At 57.2% G+C, this 16,175-nt stretch carries 13 protein-coding genes; 4 read left to right on the top strand and 9 right to left on the bottom strand.

Translation table 11 applies throughout. From position 1 onward, the window contains the following. Window positions 1-192: 192 nt before the first annotated feature. The 4 genes from galS to ACWKXT_RS09080 form a co-directional block, all read right to left on the bottom strand. The gene (gene galS, locus ACWKXT_RS09095; protein ID WP_454532248.1) at window positions 193-1,215 is read right to left on the bottom strand and encodes an HTH-type transcriptional regulator GalS; all 1,023 of its coding nucleotides are present in this window, start codon (window positions 1,213-1,215) and stop codon (window positions 193-195) included. 155 nt (window positions 1,216-1,370) lie between these two features. Next, on the bottom strand, window positions 1,371-2,528 hold the full coding sequence (gene yeiB, locus ACWKXT_RS09090; RefSeq protein ID WP_454532247.1) for a DUF418 domain-containing protein YeiB: 1,158 nt from the start codon (window positions 2,526-2,528) through the stop codon (window positions 1,371-1,373). Between the two features lie 18 nt (window positions 2,529-2,546). Continuing rightward, window positions 2,547-3,215: a GTP cyclohydrolase I FolE gene (gene folE / locus ACWKXT_RS09085; RefSeq protein ID WP_023330924.1), complete on the bottom strand. Its 669-nt coding sequence runs from the start codon at window positions 3,213-3,215 to the stop codon at window positions 2,547-2,549. Window positions 3,216-3,317: 102 nt separating this feature from the next. Further along, window positions 3,318-4,466 (bottom strand): YbfB/YjiJ family MFS transporter, encoded by a 1,149-nt coding sequence (locus ACWKXT_RS09080; RefSeq protein ID WP_454532246.1) that lies wholly within the window; start codon window positions 4,464-4,466, stop codon window positions 3,318-3,320. 138 nt (window positions 4,467-4,604) lie between these two features. Here ACWKXT_RS09080 and fghA point away from each other — a divergent pair, with 138 nt between their 5' ends. Together fghA and ACWKXT_RS09070 are read left to right on the top strand one after the other, a co-directional pair. Further along, the gene (gene fghA / locus ACWKXT_RS09075) at window positions 4,605-5,432 is read left to right on the top strand and encodes an S-formylglutathione hydrolase (protein WP_454532245.1); all 828 of its coding nucleotides are present in this window, start codon (window positions 4,605-4,607) and stop codon (window positions 5,430-5,432) included. A 267-nt stretch (window positions 5,433-5,699) separates the two neighbouring features. Continuing rightward, entirely contained in the window at window positions 5,700-7,685 is a 1,986-nt protein-coding gene (locus ACWKXT_RS09070) for a ligand-gated channel protein (RefSeq protein ID WP_454532244.1), read from the top strand. Window positions 7,686-7,740: 55 nt separating this feature from the next. On the opposite strand, the gene ACWKXT_RS09065 is transcribed toward ACWKXT_RS09070, so the two are convergent. Continuing rightward, a complete protein-coding gene (locus tag ACWKXT_RS09065) occupies window positions 7,741-9,210 on the bottom strand; it encodes an amino acid permease (RefSeq protein ID WP_454528503.1) in 1,470 nt (489 codons plus the stop codon). Between the two features lie 158 nt (window positions 9,211-9,368). After that, window positions 9,369-10,235, bottom strand: coding sequence for a DNA-binding transcriptional regulator YeiE (yieE, locus tag ACWKXT_RS09060; RefSeq protein ID WP_454532243.1), 867 nt, complete (start codon window positions 10,233-10,235; stop codon window positions 9,369-9,371). Window positions 10,236-10,332: 97 nt separating this feature from the next. Here yieE and ACWKXT_RS09055 point away from each other — a divergent pair, with 97 nt between their 5' ends. Further along, entirely contained in the window at window positions 10,333-11,379 is a 1,047-nt protein-coding gene (locus ACWKXT_RS09055; protein ID WP_454532242.1) for a YeiH family protein, read from the top strand. 64 nt (window positions 11,380-11,443) lie between these two features. Then, the gene (gene nfo / locus ACWKXT_RS09050; RefSeq protein WP_454528501.1) at window positions 11,444-12,301 is read left to right on the top strand and encodes a deoxyribonuclease IV; all 858 of its coding nucleotides are present in this window, start codon (window positions 11,444-11,446) and stop codon (window positions 12,299-12,301) included. A 46-nt stretch (window positions 12,302-12,347) separates the two neighbouring features. Here nfo and fruA read toward each other — a convergent pair whose 3' ends face one another. From fruA to fruB, 3 genes are read right to left on the bottom strand one after another with little or no spacing between them, the layout of a single operon-like run. Next, window positions 12,348-14,033 (bottom strand): PTS fructose transporter subunit IIBC, encoded by a 1,686-nt coding sequence (gene fruA, locus ACWKXT_RS09045; protein ID WP_454532241.1) that lies wholly within the window; start codon window positions 14,031-14,033, stop codon window positions 12,348-12,350. 16 nt (window positions 14,034-14,049) lie between these two features. Next, on the bottom strand, window positions 14,050-14,988 hold the full coding sequence (gene fruK, locus ACWKXT_RS09040; RefSeq protein ID WP_126544419.1) for a 1-phosphofructokinase: 939 nt from the start codon (window positions 14,986-14,988) through the stop codon (window positions 14,050-14,052). Continuing rightward, window positions 14,988-16,118, bottom strand: a complete 1,131-nt coding sequence (gene fruB, locus ACWKXT_RS09035) for a fused PTS fructose transporter subunit IIA/HPr protein (protein WP_454528499.1) — start codon at window positions 16,116-16,118, stop codon at window positions 14,988-14,990. The genes fruK and fruB overlap by 1 nt, the downstream gene beginning before the upstream one ends. Window positions 16,119-16,175: the final 57 nt, after the last annotated feature.

The raw sequence follows: 16,175 nt of genomic DNA, 5'->3' as shown, positions 1-16,175 counted from the left end.
CTATCTTCCGTGGTCGGTAACGCTCCAGAAATGCGTTTTATTCGTTGTTTGCGGCACATTAGCTATAGTGAAAGTGAATAATCACTGTTACATAGCGTTTCAGCCCCTAAAACGCTGACATCATAGTCAGCGCCTTGTTAAGATACTGTGAATTTACTCACAGATTGAAAACGGTTACATCACCTGATGTAATCAGTTAGTGATCGGAACCACAATTTGCCGGGCGGCGACGGAATGACGCCGAACAAGCGTCGGCATGAAGCAGTGAGTCGCCCCCGGATCCAGCAGCCCTGCCGCCCCCTGTAACGCCAGCTCGGTCGCCAGTTTTGCCATAGAAGCAATGGGATAGCGCACCGTGGTCAACTGCGGGTCGGTGTAACGGGCAATGGGAATATCATCGAAACCAATCAGTGACAAATGCTGTGGCACCGCAATGCCGTTATCCTTCAACGCAGTCAATGCACCCGCCGCCATGCTGTCGTTGTACGCAAAGACGGCAGAGAGCTGCAGGTTGCGGCCCAGGAGTTCCACCATTGCCGCCTCACCGCCCTGCATGTCCGGCGTGCCGGTGCCAACCCAGCTTTCCGATGACGTAATGCCGTGCTCTTTCAGGGCGTTTTTCCACCCCTCACGCCGCAGCTCGTCATCTTCGATTTGATGGCTGGAGGCCAGATAGCCGATCCGCTGGTGGCCGTTATTAAGGAGCATTTTGGTCGCCATCATCGCGCCGCTGACGTTATCCAGCCCGACGCAGCGATGGGCATAGCCCGGGACAATACGGTTGATCAGCACCATGCCCGGGATCTGCTCCATAAACCCGGCCAGCTCTTCATCGCTCAGGGCTTTTGAATGAACAATCAGGGCGTTACAGCGCTGACGAATCAGCACTTCAATGGCATGACGCTCTTTCTCCGCCTCGTGATAGCTGTTGCCAATCAGCACGTATTTCTGATGCTGCTGGGCGACCACATCGACCGCTTTCACCAGCGCACCGAAAAAGGCGTCCGAGACATCCATTACCACCACGCCGATGGTATCGCTGACCTGCGTTGCAAGCGCCTGGGCATTGGCATTTGGCCGATATCCCAGTTGGGTCACGGCTTTCATTACGGTTTCACGGGTTTCAGGGCTGACCAGCGCGCTGTTGTTCAGCACGCGAGAGACGGTGGCCACAGAAACGCCCGCCAGACGGGCGACGTCACGAATGGTGATCATATTCACCATCCTTAATAGGATTGCAGCAACTCACAGACACCCCCTGTGTTTAGCAAGGTGGCTATTTTGGCAGCGAGAGAAAGGGGACTACGTGAAGAAGCTCACACTCATGAAAACGCTTACATCCGTTTTGTTAATGATTGTGATCCAGATCGTTATCTGGATGTATTACGCAATGATACACCCGAAGCATGTGCGGTTAATTGCCGCCACACCCATTCCAGCGGTCCCTGGCGGAAATAGCGCAGCCAGATAACAGAAAACGCCAGGTTTACCACCCAGACCGGAATAACAAATGCCAGCAGTCCGAGGCGGTCGAATTTCATAAACAGGCCAAATCGATAGAAAAGCGTGGTGCAGATCAGCGTTTGCAGGAGGTAATTGCTTAACGCCATGCGGCCAACGCAGGCAACGGCGCTGACGATCCACAGACGAGACAGCTGCGGCCAGAAGCCATACATCAGCGCCGCATAGCCGATAGTCTGGAACGGTGCGCTGAGTTCGCGCGGCACCTGCAACAGGAACGCGCACCAGCGGTAATCCCAGTGGAGGTGCCACTGAGCAATCACCGCCGGGAGGTTAATCAGCACGCCGAGCAGAACCAGTCCTGCCCCGGTGCGGCGGTAGTGGCGCAGACTGAACTCCCCCTTCAGCCAGCCGGTGCGCATCAATGACGCCCCCATCAGCATCATGCCCGCCAGCTGCCAGCCGTATTGCGCGCCCAGCGCAAGGAGGTTATCCCCCAGCATATCCGCACGGTTGCTTATCGCCTCCGTACCGCCTTTCAGCTTCCAGTACTGTTCGTACTGCAGGTTAGCGGCATCCGGGATCCAGGAACGGTTTGTCGCGTCGCCGGAGATCAGCCCCAGCAAAAGCAAAACGCCGAGCCCCATGAGATAGAGCATCACGCCGGTATTAAACAGGCTTTTCACGCTGTGCGCGTCGCGAATCAGCCGCCAGCAGATCAGCCCGACTAACCCATAAGCGAGAAGAATATCACCGTCCCAGAAGAACAGGCCGTGGATAAACCCAAGGATAACCAGCAGCGTCAGGCGCGACTGGATCCAGCGCGTGCCGCGTTTGAGCAGAAGCTGCAGGCCCGCGCCGAACAGCAGCGCAAAAAGCGTGAGAAATTTAACCTGGGCAAACAGGTCGAGGATCGCCCACGTCCATGCATCGCTTCGGGTGATGTCGCCGTACCAGGCGGGATTGAGATATGCGGCCTTCGGCAGACCGAAGGCGCTGATATTCAGCAGCAGGATACCCAGTATGGCGACGCCGCGAACAAAATCGAGCGTGACGTTTCGCTCCATGGTCCCTGCCCTGTCTGATTAGTTGTGGTGACGCACGGCGCGCAGGAATTCCTGGCGAGTGTTCTGGCTCGATTTAAACAGGCCGCCCAGCGAGGTGGTGGTGGTCGCACTGGTCGCATCACGCACGCCGCGCGCTTTCACGCAGTAGTGCACCGCGTCGATGGAGACCGCCACGTTATTGGTGCCCAGCAGCGTCTGCAGCGCGATCAGGATCTGCTGCGTCAGACGCTCCTGCACCTGGGGGCGCTGCGCGAAGAACTGCACAATACGGTTGATCTTCGACAGGCCAATCACCGTATCTTTCGGGATATACGCCACGGTCGCTTTACCGTCGATGGTCACGAAATGGTGCTCGCAGGTGCTGGTCAACGTAATGTCACGGACCGTCACCATCTCATCTACCTTCATCTTGTTTTCGATAACGGTGATTTTCGGGAAGTTGGCATAATCCAGGCCGGAGAAAATCTCGTCGACGTACATTTTCGCGATGCGCTTGGGCGTCTCCATCAGGCTGTCATCGCTCAGATCGAGATTCAGCAGTTGCATGATCTCGGTCATATGCCCGGAAATCAAACTTTTACGGGTTTCATTGTCCATATCCTGAACGGGCGGACGCAGTGGCGTTTCAAGACCGCGCGCGAGCAGGGCTTCGTGGACCAGGGCAGCTTCTTTACTGAGTGATGACATTTTGTTCTCCTGCAGGTGTGGCGTCTTTTGCCCTCGTTGTGGCAAAAGTATGCGCTCATTGTGCGTGAGGCGACGCACATAATCCAGTATTCACGACGATAATTATTGCAATTGCTGTTGCCTTTCAGCGTGACGGTTCCAGACCAGAGCACCCGCAACAAACAGCGCAACGCCAGCCAGCCCCAGCGCAGGCTCCAGCCGGTGCGTCAGCCACGTCGAGAGCGCCGAGGTCACCGGGCCGATCAGCTGGCCAATGGCATACCCGGTGGTGAGCAGCCCCGCCATATAACGCGTATGGTTCGGTGCCAGCTCGCGACCGTATAAAAGCGAGAGCTGCACGGCGCAGAGGAACCCGCCGCCGACCAGCAGCCCGCCCGTCAGCAAGCCGCCAATGCCCGGCAGCAGCCAGGCCGCCAGCACGCCTGCTCCCTGTAACCACAACACAATAGCCAGCCTGCGGTTAGCCGTTGAGGTATGGCGCAACAGAATGCTGAGCGCAATGCCGACCACGGCGGCGGCTCCAAATATCGGCCAGACAAACTGGGCAAACAGGCTGCCGGGGAAACGCACCGCCGCCATTTGCGACAGGAATGTCGCCGGGAGAATATAGCCAAATCCCGCCAGGCTGTAGCTCCACACCAGACGCTTGAGATCCGCCGTCAGCACCAGCGGCTCAGGCGCGGTGCCGGGCCGATGAAGCTGACCCGCGCGCGGCAGATAGCGCGCCACCAGCGCAACCAATACCAGCGCCAGCACGCCGTAGATCTGCCACGCCGCACCGGCCGAAAGGGATTTCGCCTGAATATAGACCGCGAGCAGCCCGCTCAGGGCAATGCCCGCGCCAGGACCGGCAAACACGGCGGCACTCAGGCCCGGTTTACCCAACTGCCCCAACCGTTCGTTGGTCCAGGCGGCAATCAGCACCATTGACCAGCCGCTCATGCAGCCAATCACAAAGCGCAGCAGGCCGTGTACAACGGCGTTATCCGCGGCGGCGGAGAGCAAGGTCAGCGCCACCGCGCCAGTGATGCCAAGCCAGAGGCGCATTTCAACAAAGCGGTGTGCACGCATGGCATCCCACGCCCCAACCAGATAGCCCAGATAGTTCATCGCCGCCACCAGACCTGCGCTGGTGAGCGTGAGTTGCCCGGCGGCAATCATCAGCGGCACCTGAGGCGTAAAAGCGAAACGCCCTATCCCCATCGCCACGACCAGAACGACAAACCCACTGAGCGCAATACGCAACGCCATGACCGCTCCAATTGTTAAAAAAAAGTAAATTTATGATGCAGCATCTTGCGGTTCCGCGAAAGTGAAAGTTGCTCACAGGTAAATGAAAACGCTGTATTATGGGTCTAATGAATAGCTATTCTCATTAAGGAGCCCTGCATGGAACTGCTCGAAGAGCACCGTTGTTTTGAAGGTCGACAGCAGCGCTGGCGGCACGACTCCACCACGCTGAACTGTGCCATGACGTTCAGCATTTTCCTGCCACCGACGGAAAATCCGCCGGTTCTGTTCTGGCTGTCAGGCCTGACCTGCAACGACGAAAACTTCACTACCAAAGCGGGCGCGCAGCGTATTGCGGCCGAGCTGGGCATTGCACTGGTGATGCCCGACACCAGCCCGCGCGGTGACGAGGTGGCGGATGATGCCGGTTACGATTTAGGTAAAGGCGCCGGATTTTATCTCAACGCCACCGAGCAGCCGTGGGCGAGCCATTACCGCATGTATGACTACATTCGTGACGAGCTGCCAGCGCTGATTCAGGCTGAATTCGCGGTGAACGATCGCTGTGCCATCAGCGGGCACTCCATGGGCGGGCACGGGGCGTTAATCATGGCGCTGAAAAACCCGGGGAAATACACCAGCGTCTCTGCGTTCGCGCCGATTGTGAACCCAACGCAGGTTCCGTGGGGGCAAAAAGCCTTTACGCACTATCTGGGTGAGGATGCAGAGAAATGGCAGGAGTGGGACAGTTGCGCGCTGATGCTGGCAAGCGATTCGGCGAATGCGATCCCGATGCTTATCGATCAGGGCGATGCGGATCAGTTCCTCGCCGGACAGCTACAGCCTGCGGTGTTAGCTGAGGCGGCACGCCAGAAGGACTGGCCGCTGACGCTGCGCATTCAGCCGGGTTACGATCACAGCTATTACTTCATGGCGTCCTTTATTGAGGATCATCTCCGCTTCCATGCGGAGCATCTGTTCAGGTAAGTTCCGCCTTTTGCCCGGTAGCGCCTCCTGCCTATCGGGTCTTTCCCCTCCTCCTCTGTACATAATTCTATCCGCTTGAATCCAGCCTGTTTTCTGTCGCTTTTGTCAAACACAAATGATTTCAATTATCATTTGTGTTTACAATTCTACATTCTTTTGTACAATTCCAGGCTCTTCTCCATCTCAAAGAGTTCTTACAAGACAAAAACATACAGTTCTCAGGGTTATCCCGATGGAGTTTTTTTCATTGTTATACGGAATGTACAAATGACAATACCACGCATTAAGCTCCTGGCCGTCGCCATTGGCGCTGCCACATGTTCCCCCTTCGTTCACGCAGCCGATCAGGACACCGTTGTCGTCACCGCGACGGGTTTTGAACAAAAGATCCAGAATGCCCCCGCCTCCATCTCTGTGATTTCAAAACAGCAGATTGAAGATAAAGCCTACCGTGATGTTACCGATGCCCTGAGAGATGTCCCGGGCGTTGTCGTCACTGGCGGCGGGAGCAGCAGTGATATCAGTATTCGCGGCATGGCCTCTCAATACACCCTGTTCCTGGTGAACGGCAAACGCGTCAGCACGCGAAGCACCCGCCCAAACAGCGACAACTCGGGTATTGAACAAGGCTGGCTGCCGCCGCTGGCGTCCATTGAGCGCATCGAGGTCATCCGCGGCCCGATGTCCTCGCTTTACGGCTCCGATGCGATGGGTGGCGTCATTAACGTCATTACCAAAAAAGTCTCGAACACCAAAGCCTGGACCGGTTCGTTGCATGGTGATGCGACCTTCCAGGAAAACCATGATTCCGGCGATATCTTCCAGACCAACGCCTACGCTTCTGGTCCCTTGATTGACGGACTGCTGGGCGCAAAAGTGACGGGGCTGTTGTCACGCCGCGCAGAAGATAAAATCGTCAACGGCTATAACGAGCAGAAAATGCGTAACGGTGGCGTTACGCTTAACTTCACGCCGGACGAGAAGAACGATTTCGACCTCGACTTTGCTCGCGAGCTTCAGGACAGAAACAGCACCCCAGGGATGTCGAAAGCGGCTGAAACCTGCCGGGGAACAACCTGTAAGCCAAATACCAAAAGCGACTCGCGCTATGAGCACACGACCTACTCGTTAACCCACAGTGGTTATTACGACGACTTCAATACCACCAGCTATATCCAGCAGGAAGAGACCAATAATCCAGGTCGCGAAATGCGCTCCTATAACACCACCTTCAACAACCAGAACCAGATTTTCCTCGGCGATCATACGTTGACCCTCGGCGGGCAGTATCGCTATGAGAAACTGCGCGACAACGGTAATCAGCTGGAAGCTGCTGACGACCTGAACAAACTGACGCGCTGGAGCTGGGCCCTGTTTGCCGAAGATGAATGGTCAATGACGGAAAGCTTTACGTTGACCGGCGGCCTGCGTATGGACAAAGACCAAAACTACGGTACTAACTGGACGCCGCGCGGTTACGGCGTATGGCACCTGGCCGATCAGTGGACGTTGAAAGGCGGGGTTTCTGCTGGCTATCGTGCGCCGGATCTGCGTCAGTCGTCTGCCAGCTGGGGCCAGGTGACAGGTGGCGGCCGTCTTGACGGTATCATCGTCGGCAACCCGGATCTGAAACCAGAGAAGAGCCTGAGCGAAGAGCTCGCCCTGCTCTGGGATAATAACGATAACCTTAATGCCGGTGTGACGCTGTTTAATACCGACTTCAAGGATAAGATTACGGAAGTTCGCCGCTGTAACAGCAGCGCCGATCCCGCCTGTACGATTGGCGATCACAGCTATGATTTCGTCAGCGACCGCGTCAACGTGGACAAAGCCAACATGCGCGGTGTGGAGTCCTCCTTCGGGTGGAAGATCACGCGTGATGTGAACTGGACTGCAAACTACACCTATACAGAGTCCGAGCAGAAGAGCGGCCAGTTCTCCGGCCAACCACTGAACAAAATGCCGAAACACATGTTCAACACCACCCTGGACTGGCAGGCGACGCCCGACGTCGGCTTCTGGAGCCGTCTGAACCTGCGCGGTAAAACGTCTGAGTACCTGAGCCGCACGTCAATGTCCCAGGGTACGCCGTCCTACACTCAGGTTGATGTCGGTATGCGCTACAACGCCAACAAAAACCTGCTGGTTACTGCCGGTGTGTATAACGTGCTCGATAAGCAGATTGACTACGATACGTATGACACCGTGCTGGATGGCCGTCGCTATACCGTCGGCATGACCTACAGCTTCTGATCTGCCCATAAAAAAAGCCCGCTCAACTGAGCGGGCTGAAAGAGAGGAAGTGAGGTTATTGTTTAAATCGTTCCGGGAAATCCATTTCACTGTAGCGAACGAAGCGGGTTCCTTTCGTCAGTTTGTAGCCAAACCAGATGATCAGGAACAGCGGAATACCGATGTAGGTGGCCGTGACGGCACCCCAGTCAATGGTGTCCGCAAGGAAGGCTTCATAGTTCTGTCCCAGAGTAATAATCAGGCACAGAATGAAGGCAAAAATCGGCCCCAGCGGGAAGAAGCCAGAGCGGTACGGCAGGTTATTCAGATCGTGACCCTGCATCACGTAGCCGCGACGGAAACGGTAGTGGCTGATGGCAATGCCCAGCCAGGCGATAAAGCCCGTCATGCCGGAGGTGTTAAGCAGCCACAGATAAACCGTCTGGTTGCCGAACATGGAGGTCAGGAAGCACAGGCCAGCAATTACCGTGGTCGCATACAGCGCGTTGCGCGGTACGCCGCCGCGAGACAGTTTCGAGAAAATGCGCGGCGCTTTACCGTCGCAGGCCAGGGTGTAGAGCATACGGGTGGAGGCGTACATCCCGGAGTTACCCGCAGACAGTACCGCCGTCAGGATCACCGCGTTCATCACCGCCGCCGCAGAGAGCAGACCCGCATGCTGGAAGACCAGGGTGAACGGGCTGACGCTGATGTCTTTCACGTCATTACGCAGCAGGCTTGGATCGGTATAAGGAATAATCAGGCTGATAATCAGGATCGCGAACACATAGAACAGCAGGATACGCCAGAATACCTGACGCACCGCGCGCGGGATGTTCTTCTCCGGGTTTTCGGATTCACCGGCCGCGATACCAATCAGCTCGGTGCCCTGGAAGGAGAAGCCGACAATCATCGCCACGCCAATCATCGCCGATAAGCCCCCGGCAAACGGCGCATCGCCTGTTGTCCAGTTGCTCCAGCCCGCAGGTTCAGCGCCTTTGAAAATACCAACGATCATCGCCACACCGACGACGATAAAGATGATGACGGTTGCCACTTTGATCAAAGAGAACCAGTATTCCGCTTCGCCGAAACCGCGTACGGAGATGTAGTTCAGCAGGAAGATGACGGCGAGGAACAGGGCGCTCCAGATCCAGCCCGGCGTGTCCGGGAACCACCAGGTCATCACCAGCTGTGCGGCGACGAGGTCAACGGCGATGGTCACCGCCCAGTTGTACCAGTAGTTCCAGCCCAGCGCGAAGCCAAAGCCTTCCTCAACGTATTTTTGTCCGTAGGTCGAAAACGAACCTGACACCGGCATGTATGCCGCCAGTTCGCCCAGGCTGGTCATCAGGAAGTAAACCATCAGGCCAATCAGGATATAAGAGAATAATGCCCCACCCGGGCCGGCTGCCGAAATCGTTGCGCCAGAGGCAACGAAAAGACCTGTACCGATTGAGCCGCCAATGGCGATCATCGTCAGGTGACGCGCCTTAAGTGCGCGACGTAGCGCGGGCGCTTGTGTGGTTTTAGTTTCTGAAACCATGTGAAAATGCTGTCCATTCAATAAATGAGGCGCGATTGTAGCAGACGATCTGCGTTGCTTCCGGCAGAAATACTCAGTTATAAGAGAGCTTCATGACTCGGCCAGGATTATAAGTAAAGCATAATTTTTCCCTCTCCCCTTTGGGGTAAGGGGCGCTTTTACATCTCGCAATAGCGCAGAAAACGCTGCAGAGAGCTGGAAAGGTGTTTCTGGCGGTGATGAATGCACCACAGCGTGCGTACCAGTTTTGGCAGCGGAACGGGGATCTCAACCAGCGACCCGGTCTCCAGCTGTTCGGCAATCACCCGTCGGGAAAGACAGCTGATCCCCAGGCCATGACGCACCGCATGCTTAATGGCCTCTGAGTTCCCCAGCTCCATCCCTAACTGGAAATGCGGCAGATGGGACAGCAGCAGGTAATCGACAATTTCACGCGTGCCGGAACCCTGCTCGCGAAGGATCCACTGCGCCTGCGCCAGCCGCTCCAGCGTCACTTCACCCTGTAATAACGACGAGGCCGGTGAGGCAAACACCACCAGCTCATCCTCCAGCCAGGGCTCGGCAATGATATCGACGTTGTGGCAAGGCCCTTCGATAAGGCCAATATCTACGCGAAAATCGATCACCGCGTTAATCACGTCCTGGCTATTACCGACGCTCATTTCCAGCGGCAAGGTTGGGAAATCCCGGCGGTAGCGGGCAATCACTTCCGGCAGGATGTAGTTGCCGATGGTGCTGCTGGCATAGACGCGGATCGCGCCGTTGTCCTCGCGAAAAAGCTGTTCGATTTCGACGACCTGCTCCAGCAGCGCCAGCGCGCGCGGGTACAGCAGGCGGCCATGTTCGTTGACCACCAGCCGCTTCCCTACCCTGTCGAACAGCTGAACGCCCAGCTGGCCTTCGAGATCGGTCAACGCCGCGCTGACGGCGGACTGCGAGAGCGCCAGCATTTGTGACGCCTGGGTCGTCGAGCCGCTTTTCAGCACCTCGGCGAACACTTCCAGCTGACGCAATGTAATGTGCATGGTTGCTTACCACTTATATAGATTAATTATAAGTATATAATCAATTTTATTTTTAAACCAGAGCGCCGTAACCTTTAGCCAGACAAAGGAGAAGGTTATGTCAGAAATCACCTTACAACATCACCGTACAGTGTGGCACTTCGTGCCGGGTCTCGCGCTCAGCGCCGTGGTTACCGGCGCGGCCTTATGGGGCGGCAGTATTCCGGCGGTCGCCGGTGCAGGTTTCAGCGCGCTAACGCTGGCCATTTTGCTCGGCATGGTGGTCGGGAATACCGTCTACCCGCACATCTGGAAATCCTGCGACGGCGGGGTAATCTTTGCTAAACAGCATTTGCTGCGCCTCGGGATTATTCTTTACGGTTTCCGCCTTACCTTTTCGCAGATTGCGGACGTGGGCGTCAGCGGGATTGCCATCGACGTCCTGACGCTTACCAGCACTTTTTTACTGGCGTGCTTTATTGGTCAGAAAATCTTTGGCCTGGATAAGCAAACCAGCTGGTTAATCGGCGCAGGCAGCAGCATATGCGGTGCGGCCGCGGTGCTGGCGACAGAGCCGGTCGTTAAAGCTGAAGCCAGTAAAGTGACGGTAGCGGTCGCGACGGTAGTTATCTTCGGTACGCTGGCGATCTTCCTCTATCCGGCCATGTATCCGCTGGTGGCGCACTGGTTTAGCCCGGAAACCTACGGCATCTATATTGGCTCGACCATGCACGAAGTGGCGCAGGTGGTGGCGGCAGGTCACGCCATTAACCCGGAAGCCGAAAACGCGGCGGTCATTGCCAAAATGCTGCGCGTGATGATGCTGGCCCCGTTCCTGATTTTCCTGGCGGCCCGTGTTAAACAGCTGGCTCCGGCTGGCGGCAACGAGAAGAGCAAAATCACCATTCCGTGGTTTGCCATCCTGTTCATCGTGGTCGCCATCTTTAACTCCTTCCACCTGCTGCCGAAAGCGGTAGTGGATATGCTGGTGACGCTGGATACCGTACTGCTGGCGATGGCGATGGCGGCGCTGGGGGTGACCACTCACGTCAGCGCGCTGAAAAAAGCCGGTGCGAAGCCGCTGCTGATGGCACTGGTGCTCTTCATCTGGCTGATTGTCGGCGGCGGCGCGATTAACCTCGCCGTACACAGCCTGATGGCATAAACCATCTCGTCCTTCTCCTGTTAACCCGCTATCATAAGCGTTTCGGGTTAACAGGAGTTCTTTTATGAAATACGTTGGAGCGCACGTCAGCGCTGCCGGTGGCCTTGCGAATGCCGCCATTCGCGCCGCCGAAATCGAGGCGACCGCTTTCGCCCTGTTCACCAAGAACCAGCGCCAGTGGCGCGCCGCCCCGCTCACCACCGACGTGATTGATGATTTCAAAGCCGCCTGCGAGAAATACCGCTACGGGCCCGGCCAGATCCTTCCCCACGACAGCTATCTGATCAACCTTGGGCATCCGGTTCAGGAAGCGCTGGACAAGTCCCGCGAGGCGTTCCTTGATGAAGTGCAGCGCTGCGAACAGCTGGGGCTGACGCTGCTGAACTTCCATCCGGGTAGCCATCTGATGCAGATTGACGAAGATGCCTGTCTGGCGCGCATTGCCGAGTCTATCAACATGACGCTGGATAAGACCAAAGGCGTCACCGCAGTGATTGAAAACACCGCCGGTCAGGGCAGCAACCTCGGCTTTAAGTTCGAACATCTGGCGGCAATTATTGACGGCGTGGAAGACAAATCCCGCGTGGGCGTGTGCATTGATACCTGCCACGCGTTTGCAGCAGGTTATGACCTGCGCACAACCGAGGCAACAAAAAACACCTTCGATGAATTTGAGCGAATTGTCGGCTTTAAGTACCTGCGCGGTATGCACCTGAACGATGCGAAAAGCGCGTTCGGCAGCCGCGTTGACCGTCACCACAGCCTGGGCGAAGGGAATATCGGTCACGATGCCTTCCGCTTTATCATGCAGGACGCCCGCTTCGACGGTATTCCGATGGTGCTGGAAACCATCAATCCGGATATCTGGGCGGAAGAGATAGCCTGGCTGAAGGCACAGCAAACCGCTGAACAGGCGGCATAAAAAAAGCCGGGTTGCATTCGCACCCGGCTTTTTTATTGCTTACCGCTTACGCTGCTTTCGCCACAACTTCCGCTTCCGGACGTTTCAGCACCGCGTAGGACAAGCCCGCCACCAGCGTACCGGCAATAATCGCCAGCAGATAACCCAGTACCGGGGTTATGGCGCCAGGGATCAGCAGGACAAACAGACCGCCGTGTGGTGCCATCAGCTTCGCGCCAATCGCCATGGAGATGGCGCCCGTTACCGCGCCACCGACGATACAGCACGGCAGAACACGCATCGGGTCACGCGCCGCGAACGGAATCGCACCTTCGGTGATGAAGCACAGACCCAGCACCAGCGCCGCTTTGCCGCCTTCCTGCTGCGCTTTATCAAACTTGCGACGGGCAATGATTGTCGCCAGGCCGAGCGCCAGTGGTGGCACCATACCTGCCGCCATGATCGCGGCCATCGGCGCGTAGGTCTGGGTACTCAGCAGGCCAACGCCAAACGCGTATGCCGCTTTGTTCACCGGGCCACCCATATCGGTACACATCATACCGCCGAGGATTGCGCCCAGCAGCACCGCATTCGCCGTGCCCATGGTTTGCAGCCAGTGGGTCAGACCCGCCAGGATGCCCGCAACCGGCTTACCAATCAGGTAAATCATCGCCAGACCAACGACCAGGCTGGAGATCAGCGGAATGATCAGGATTGGCTTCAGCGCTTCCATACTCTGCGGCAGCTTCAGCTTCGAGCTAATCAGTTTTGCCACGTAACCCGCGAGGAAACCGGCGATGATACCGCCGATAAAGCCGGAGCCGGTGCTCACCGCCAGCATACCGCCGATAAGCCCCGGGGTCAGACCCGGACGGTCAGCAATGGAGAAGGCGATAAAGCCCGCCAGCACCGGCACCATCAGCGCGAACGCTGAACCGCCGCCGATCTGCATCAGCGCAGCCGCAAGCGTCCCTTCTTCTTTAAATGCCGTAATACCAAACGCGAACGACAGTGCGATACACAGACCGCCCGCTACCACCATCGGCAGCATGTAGGAGACGCCGGTGAGCAGGTGACGGTATGCGCCCGCAGACTCTTTTTTCCCTTCGGTCGGGGTTTTGGCTGCACCTGTCGCCTGATACGGTTTAGCTTCTGCCAGCGCCTTATCAAACTCCTGCGCGGTTTTCTTCAGCGCCAGGCCGGTAGAGGTGCGGTACATCGGCTTTCCGGCAAACTTCGCCAGATCCACTTCAATATCCGCCGCCACGATCACCAGATCGGCTTCCGCCACTTCTTCAGGCGTAATGGCATTACCCGCACCCACAGAGCCGCGGGTTTCAACTTTTACCCACCAGCCGCGTTTTTTCGCTTCGGTTTCGATGGCTTCAGCCGCCATAAAGGTGTGCGCCACGCCCGTCGGGCAGGCCGTGACCGCGACAACGCGTTTCGGGCCAGAGGTCGTCACCGATGCCGCCGCGACAGGTGCGCTGTAAACGGTCGCGTGACCTTTCGCTTCACTCAGGAACAGTTCCGGGTGTGCCACCGCGCGATTAATATCGCCCAGCCACACTTTTTTGCCGTTCAGCGCGCTGTCGGCCGGGATTTTATCGCCCAGGACAATCGCCAGCTCGGCATCGCCTGGGTTATCAATGATGTCCAGGTGTGCTTTTTGTGCCGCCGCGCCCAGCAGGGTCTTCGCCATGTAGGCGCGAGCCTGTCCGAGACCGGAGTCAATGATCAGCAGCGTTTTCATTATTCCTCTCCTGCTGTTAGTTAAAAGGTTTTAAGTCAACGCGCGCCATCATCGCGGCTAACTGGGTACGATCGGTAATACCGACATTGCTCTGGCTCACGGCCAGGGCAGCAACGGCGGTGGCAAGACGTAACGTATGTTCACTGGATTCACGCATCAGCAGGCCGTAAATCAGGCCGCCAACCATGGAATCCCCCGCGCCAACGGTGCTCACTACTTCCATTGACGGCGGTTTGGCAATCCATTCACCTGAAGCGTTAACCCACAACGCCCCTTCAGCACCCAGCGAAATCACCACGTGAGCAATCCCCTGCTCGCGCAGCGCATGGGCTGCGTCAATCACATCTTTTAATTCTGGCAGCTTACGGCCTGCCCAGATCTCCAGCTCGCGACGGTTTGGCTTCACCAGCCACGGAGAGGCTTTCAGACCCGCTACCAGCGCATCGCGGCTGCTGTCGAAGATAATGCACGGGCACTGGCTGCGCAGACGCGTCATCCAGTCGGTAAACGCTTCCGGGCTAACGCCGGACGGCAGGCTGCCGCTGACGCACACCATGTCGAACTGGCCCAGCCAGGTCAGGGAGTCGGTCACAAAGCGTTCCCAGTCAGCAGGCGTCACTTCGAAACCGGAGAAGTTAAGATCGGTCACTTCGCCGTCTTTTTCCGTCAGCTTAACGTTGATGCGGGTGCGGCCCTGCACAACCTGGAAACGGTTGGCAATGCCCAGCTCGCTGAACAGCTGCTGGAAGCCATCCTGGTTATCTTTACCGAGGAACCCGCCGACGGTGACGTCGATACCGAGATCCTTGAGGACTTTCGCGACGTTAATCCCTTTACCCGCGGCATGCAGGCCAGTGGTACGCACGAGGTTGACTTCGCCGCGCTCAATTTCCGGGCAGAAACCCACGAGATCGTAAGCCGGGTTCAGCGTAATGGTGGCAACACGTCTGCTCATTATGCGCCCTCCCCCAGACCCGCTGCGATGGCATCGCCAATCGCTTTCAGCGCCTGTTCAGCATCTGCGCCCTGCGCGGTGAAGCGCAGGCGATGGCCTTTCTTCACGCCCAGCGCGACAACTTTCATCAGGCTACGGCCGTTGGCCGGTTTGCCCGAACCATCCAGGTTGGTCACGGTAATCTCGCTTTCGAATTGTTTAATGGTATTCACCAGCATAGTGCCCGGACGGGCATGCAGGCCGTGTTCGTTACGCACCACGAATTCAGCGTTCAGCACATCATCCGTCAGCGCGTCGTCGCTGGTCAGCAGCGCCAGCATGGTTGCCGCATCGGCATTCAGCAGTTTTTCAGCTTTGTTGTTCAGCAGCAGATCGCCCAGACGCTTCAGCACCGAAACCGGCTGCTCATCGTTCATCGCCACGGTTACCAGCATCGCTGCACGCTCACCTTCTACGTCGAAGGCGGTAGCTGCGCGGCTCACGGCAATCGCGCTACGCAGGTTGCCTTCAGCGCTATCGTTCAGCCAGATACCCTGACCGAGATTCAGCGGTTTATCGTTGATCACGCGCGTTACAAAGGTGGCATCAGCGGCACCCGCTTCTTTCAGGCGACCCGCGTTCAGCGCCTGCAGGGTCACGAGATCGGTCGCGACAACGTCCAGCGTCAGGGTTTCGTTATCCAGTTTCAGCGCTTCGCTCTGTTTTTCACCCATCAGCAGGGCGCGCAGCTCTTCAGCGGTGGTTGCAGACTTCAGCTGTTCCGCTACGGAGTCATCGCTCAGAACGTGCGTCAACTGACGCAGCAGGCCTAAATGTTCGTCGCTGCTTGCCGCAATACCGATCGCCACATAGGCTACCTGACCCTCGCCCCAGAGCACGCCCTGCGGGAATTGATAAACCTTCACGCCGGTTTTCAGCACCTGGTCGCGGGTATCCGTTGTACCGTGCGGAATGGCAATGCCATTGCCGAGGAAGGTGGAGGTCTGCTGCTCGCGCGCCAGCATACCGTTTACGTAGCCGTCCGCGACGTTACCCGCCTGCACAAGGGCAGCGGCAACCTGACGAATGGCCTCTTCTTTGTCCCCGGCCTGAGCGCCCGGGTGAATATCCTGAACAGATAACTGGAACATGGTTCTCCTCTCCTGCTGAAAGTGAATCGTTTCAGCTTACATGAGAAAAAATACGCT

It is taken from the genome of Enterobacter sp. UPMP701 (genome assembly GCF_053709515.1).
This window is presented reverse-complemented; position numbering and strand designations above follow the sequence as displayed.

What these genes read in the sequence shown, in the direction of transcription:
- galS (WP_454532248.1), bottom strand. Translation starts at nt 1,215, where the DNA reads ATGATCACCATTCGTGACGTCGCCCGTCTGGCGGGCGTTTCTGTGGCC.
- yeiB (WP_454532247.1), bottom strand. Translation starts at nt 2,528, where the DNA reads ATGGAGCGAAACGTCACGCTCGATTTTGTTCGCGGCGTCGCCATACTG.
- folE (WP_023330924.1), bottom strand. Translation starts at nt 3,215, where the DNA reads ATGTCATCACTCAGTAAAGAAGCTGCCCTGGTCCACGAAGCCCTGCTC.
- ACWKXT_RS09080 (WP_454532246.1), bottom strand. Translation starts at nt 4,466, where the DNA reads ATGGCGTTGCGTATTGCGCTCAGTGGGTTTGTCGTTCTGGTCGTGGCG.
- fghA (WP_454532245.1), top strand. Translation starts at nt 4,605, where the DNA reads ATGGAACTGCTCGAAGAGCACCGTTGTTTTGAAGGTCGACAGCAGCGC.
- ACWKXT_RS09070 (WP_454532244.1), top strand. Translation starts at nt 5,700, where the DNA reads ATGACAATACCACGCATTAAGCTCCTGGCCGTCGCCATTGGCGCTGCC.
- ACWKXT_RS09065 (WP_454528503.1), bottom strand. Translation starts at nt 9,210, where the DNA reads ATGGTTTCAGAAACTAAAACCACACAAGCGCCCGCGCTACGTCGCGCA.
- yieE (WP_454532243.1), bottom strand. Translation starts at nt 10,235, where the DNA reads ATGCACATTACATTGCGTCAGCTGGAAGTGTTCGCCGAGGTGCTGAAA.
- ACWKXT_RS09055 (WP_454532242.1), top strand. Translation starts at nt 10,333, where the DNA reads ATGTCAGAAATCACCTTACAACATCACCGTACAGTGTGGCACTTCGTG.
- nfo (WP_454528501.1), top strand. Translation starts at nt 11,444, where the DNA reads ATGAAATACGTTGGAGCGCACGTCAGCGCTGCCGGTGGCCTTGCGAAT.
- fruA (WP_454532241.1), bottom strand. Translation starts at nt 14,033, where the DNA reads ATGAAAACGCTGCTGATCATTGACTCCGGTCTCGGACAGGCTCGCGCC.
- fruK (WP_126544419.1), bottom strand. Translation starts at nt 14,988, where the DNA reads ATGAGCAGACGTGTTGCCACCATTACGCTGAACCCGGCTTACGATCTC.
- fruB (WP_454528499.1), bottom strand. Translation starts at nt 16,118, where the DNA reads ATGTTCCAGTTATCTGTTCAGGATATTCACCCGGGCGCTCAGGCCGGG.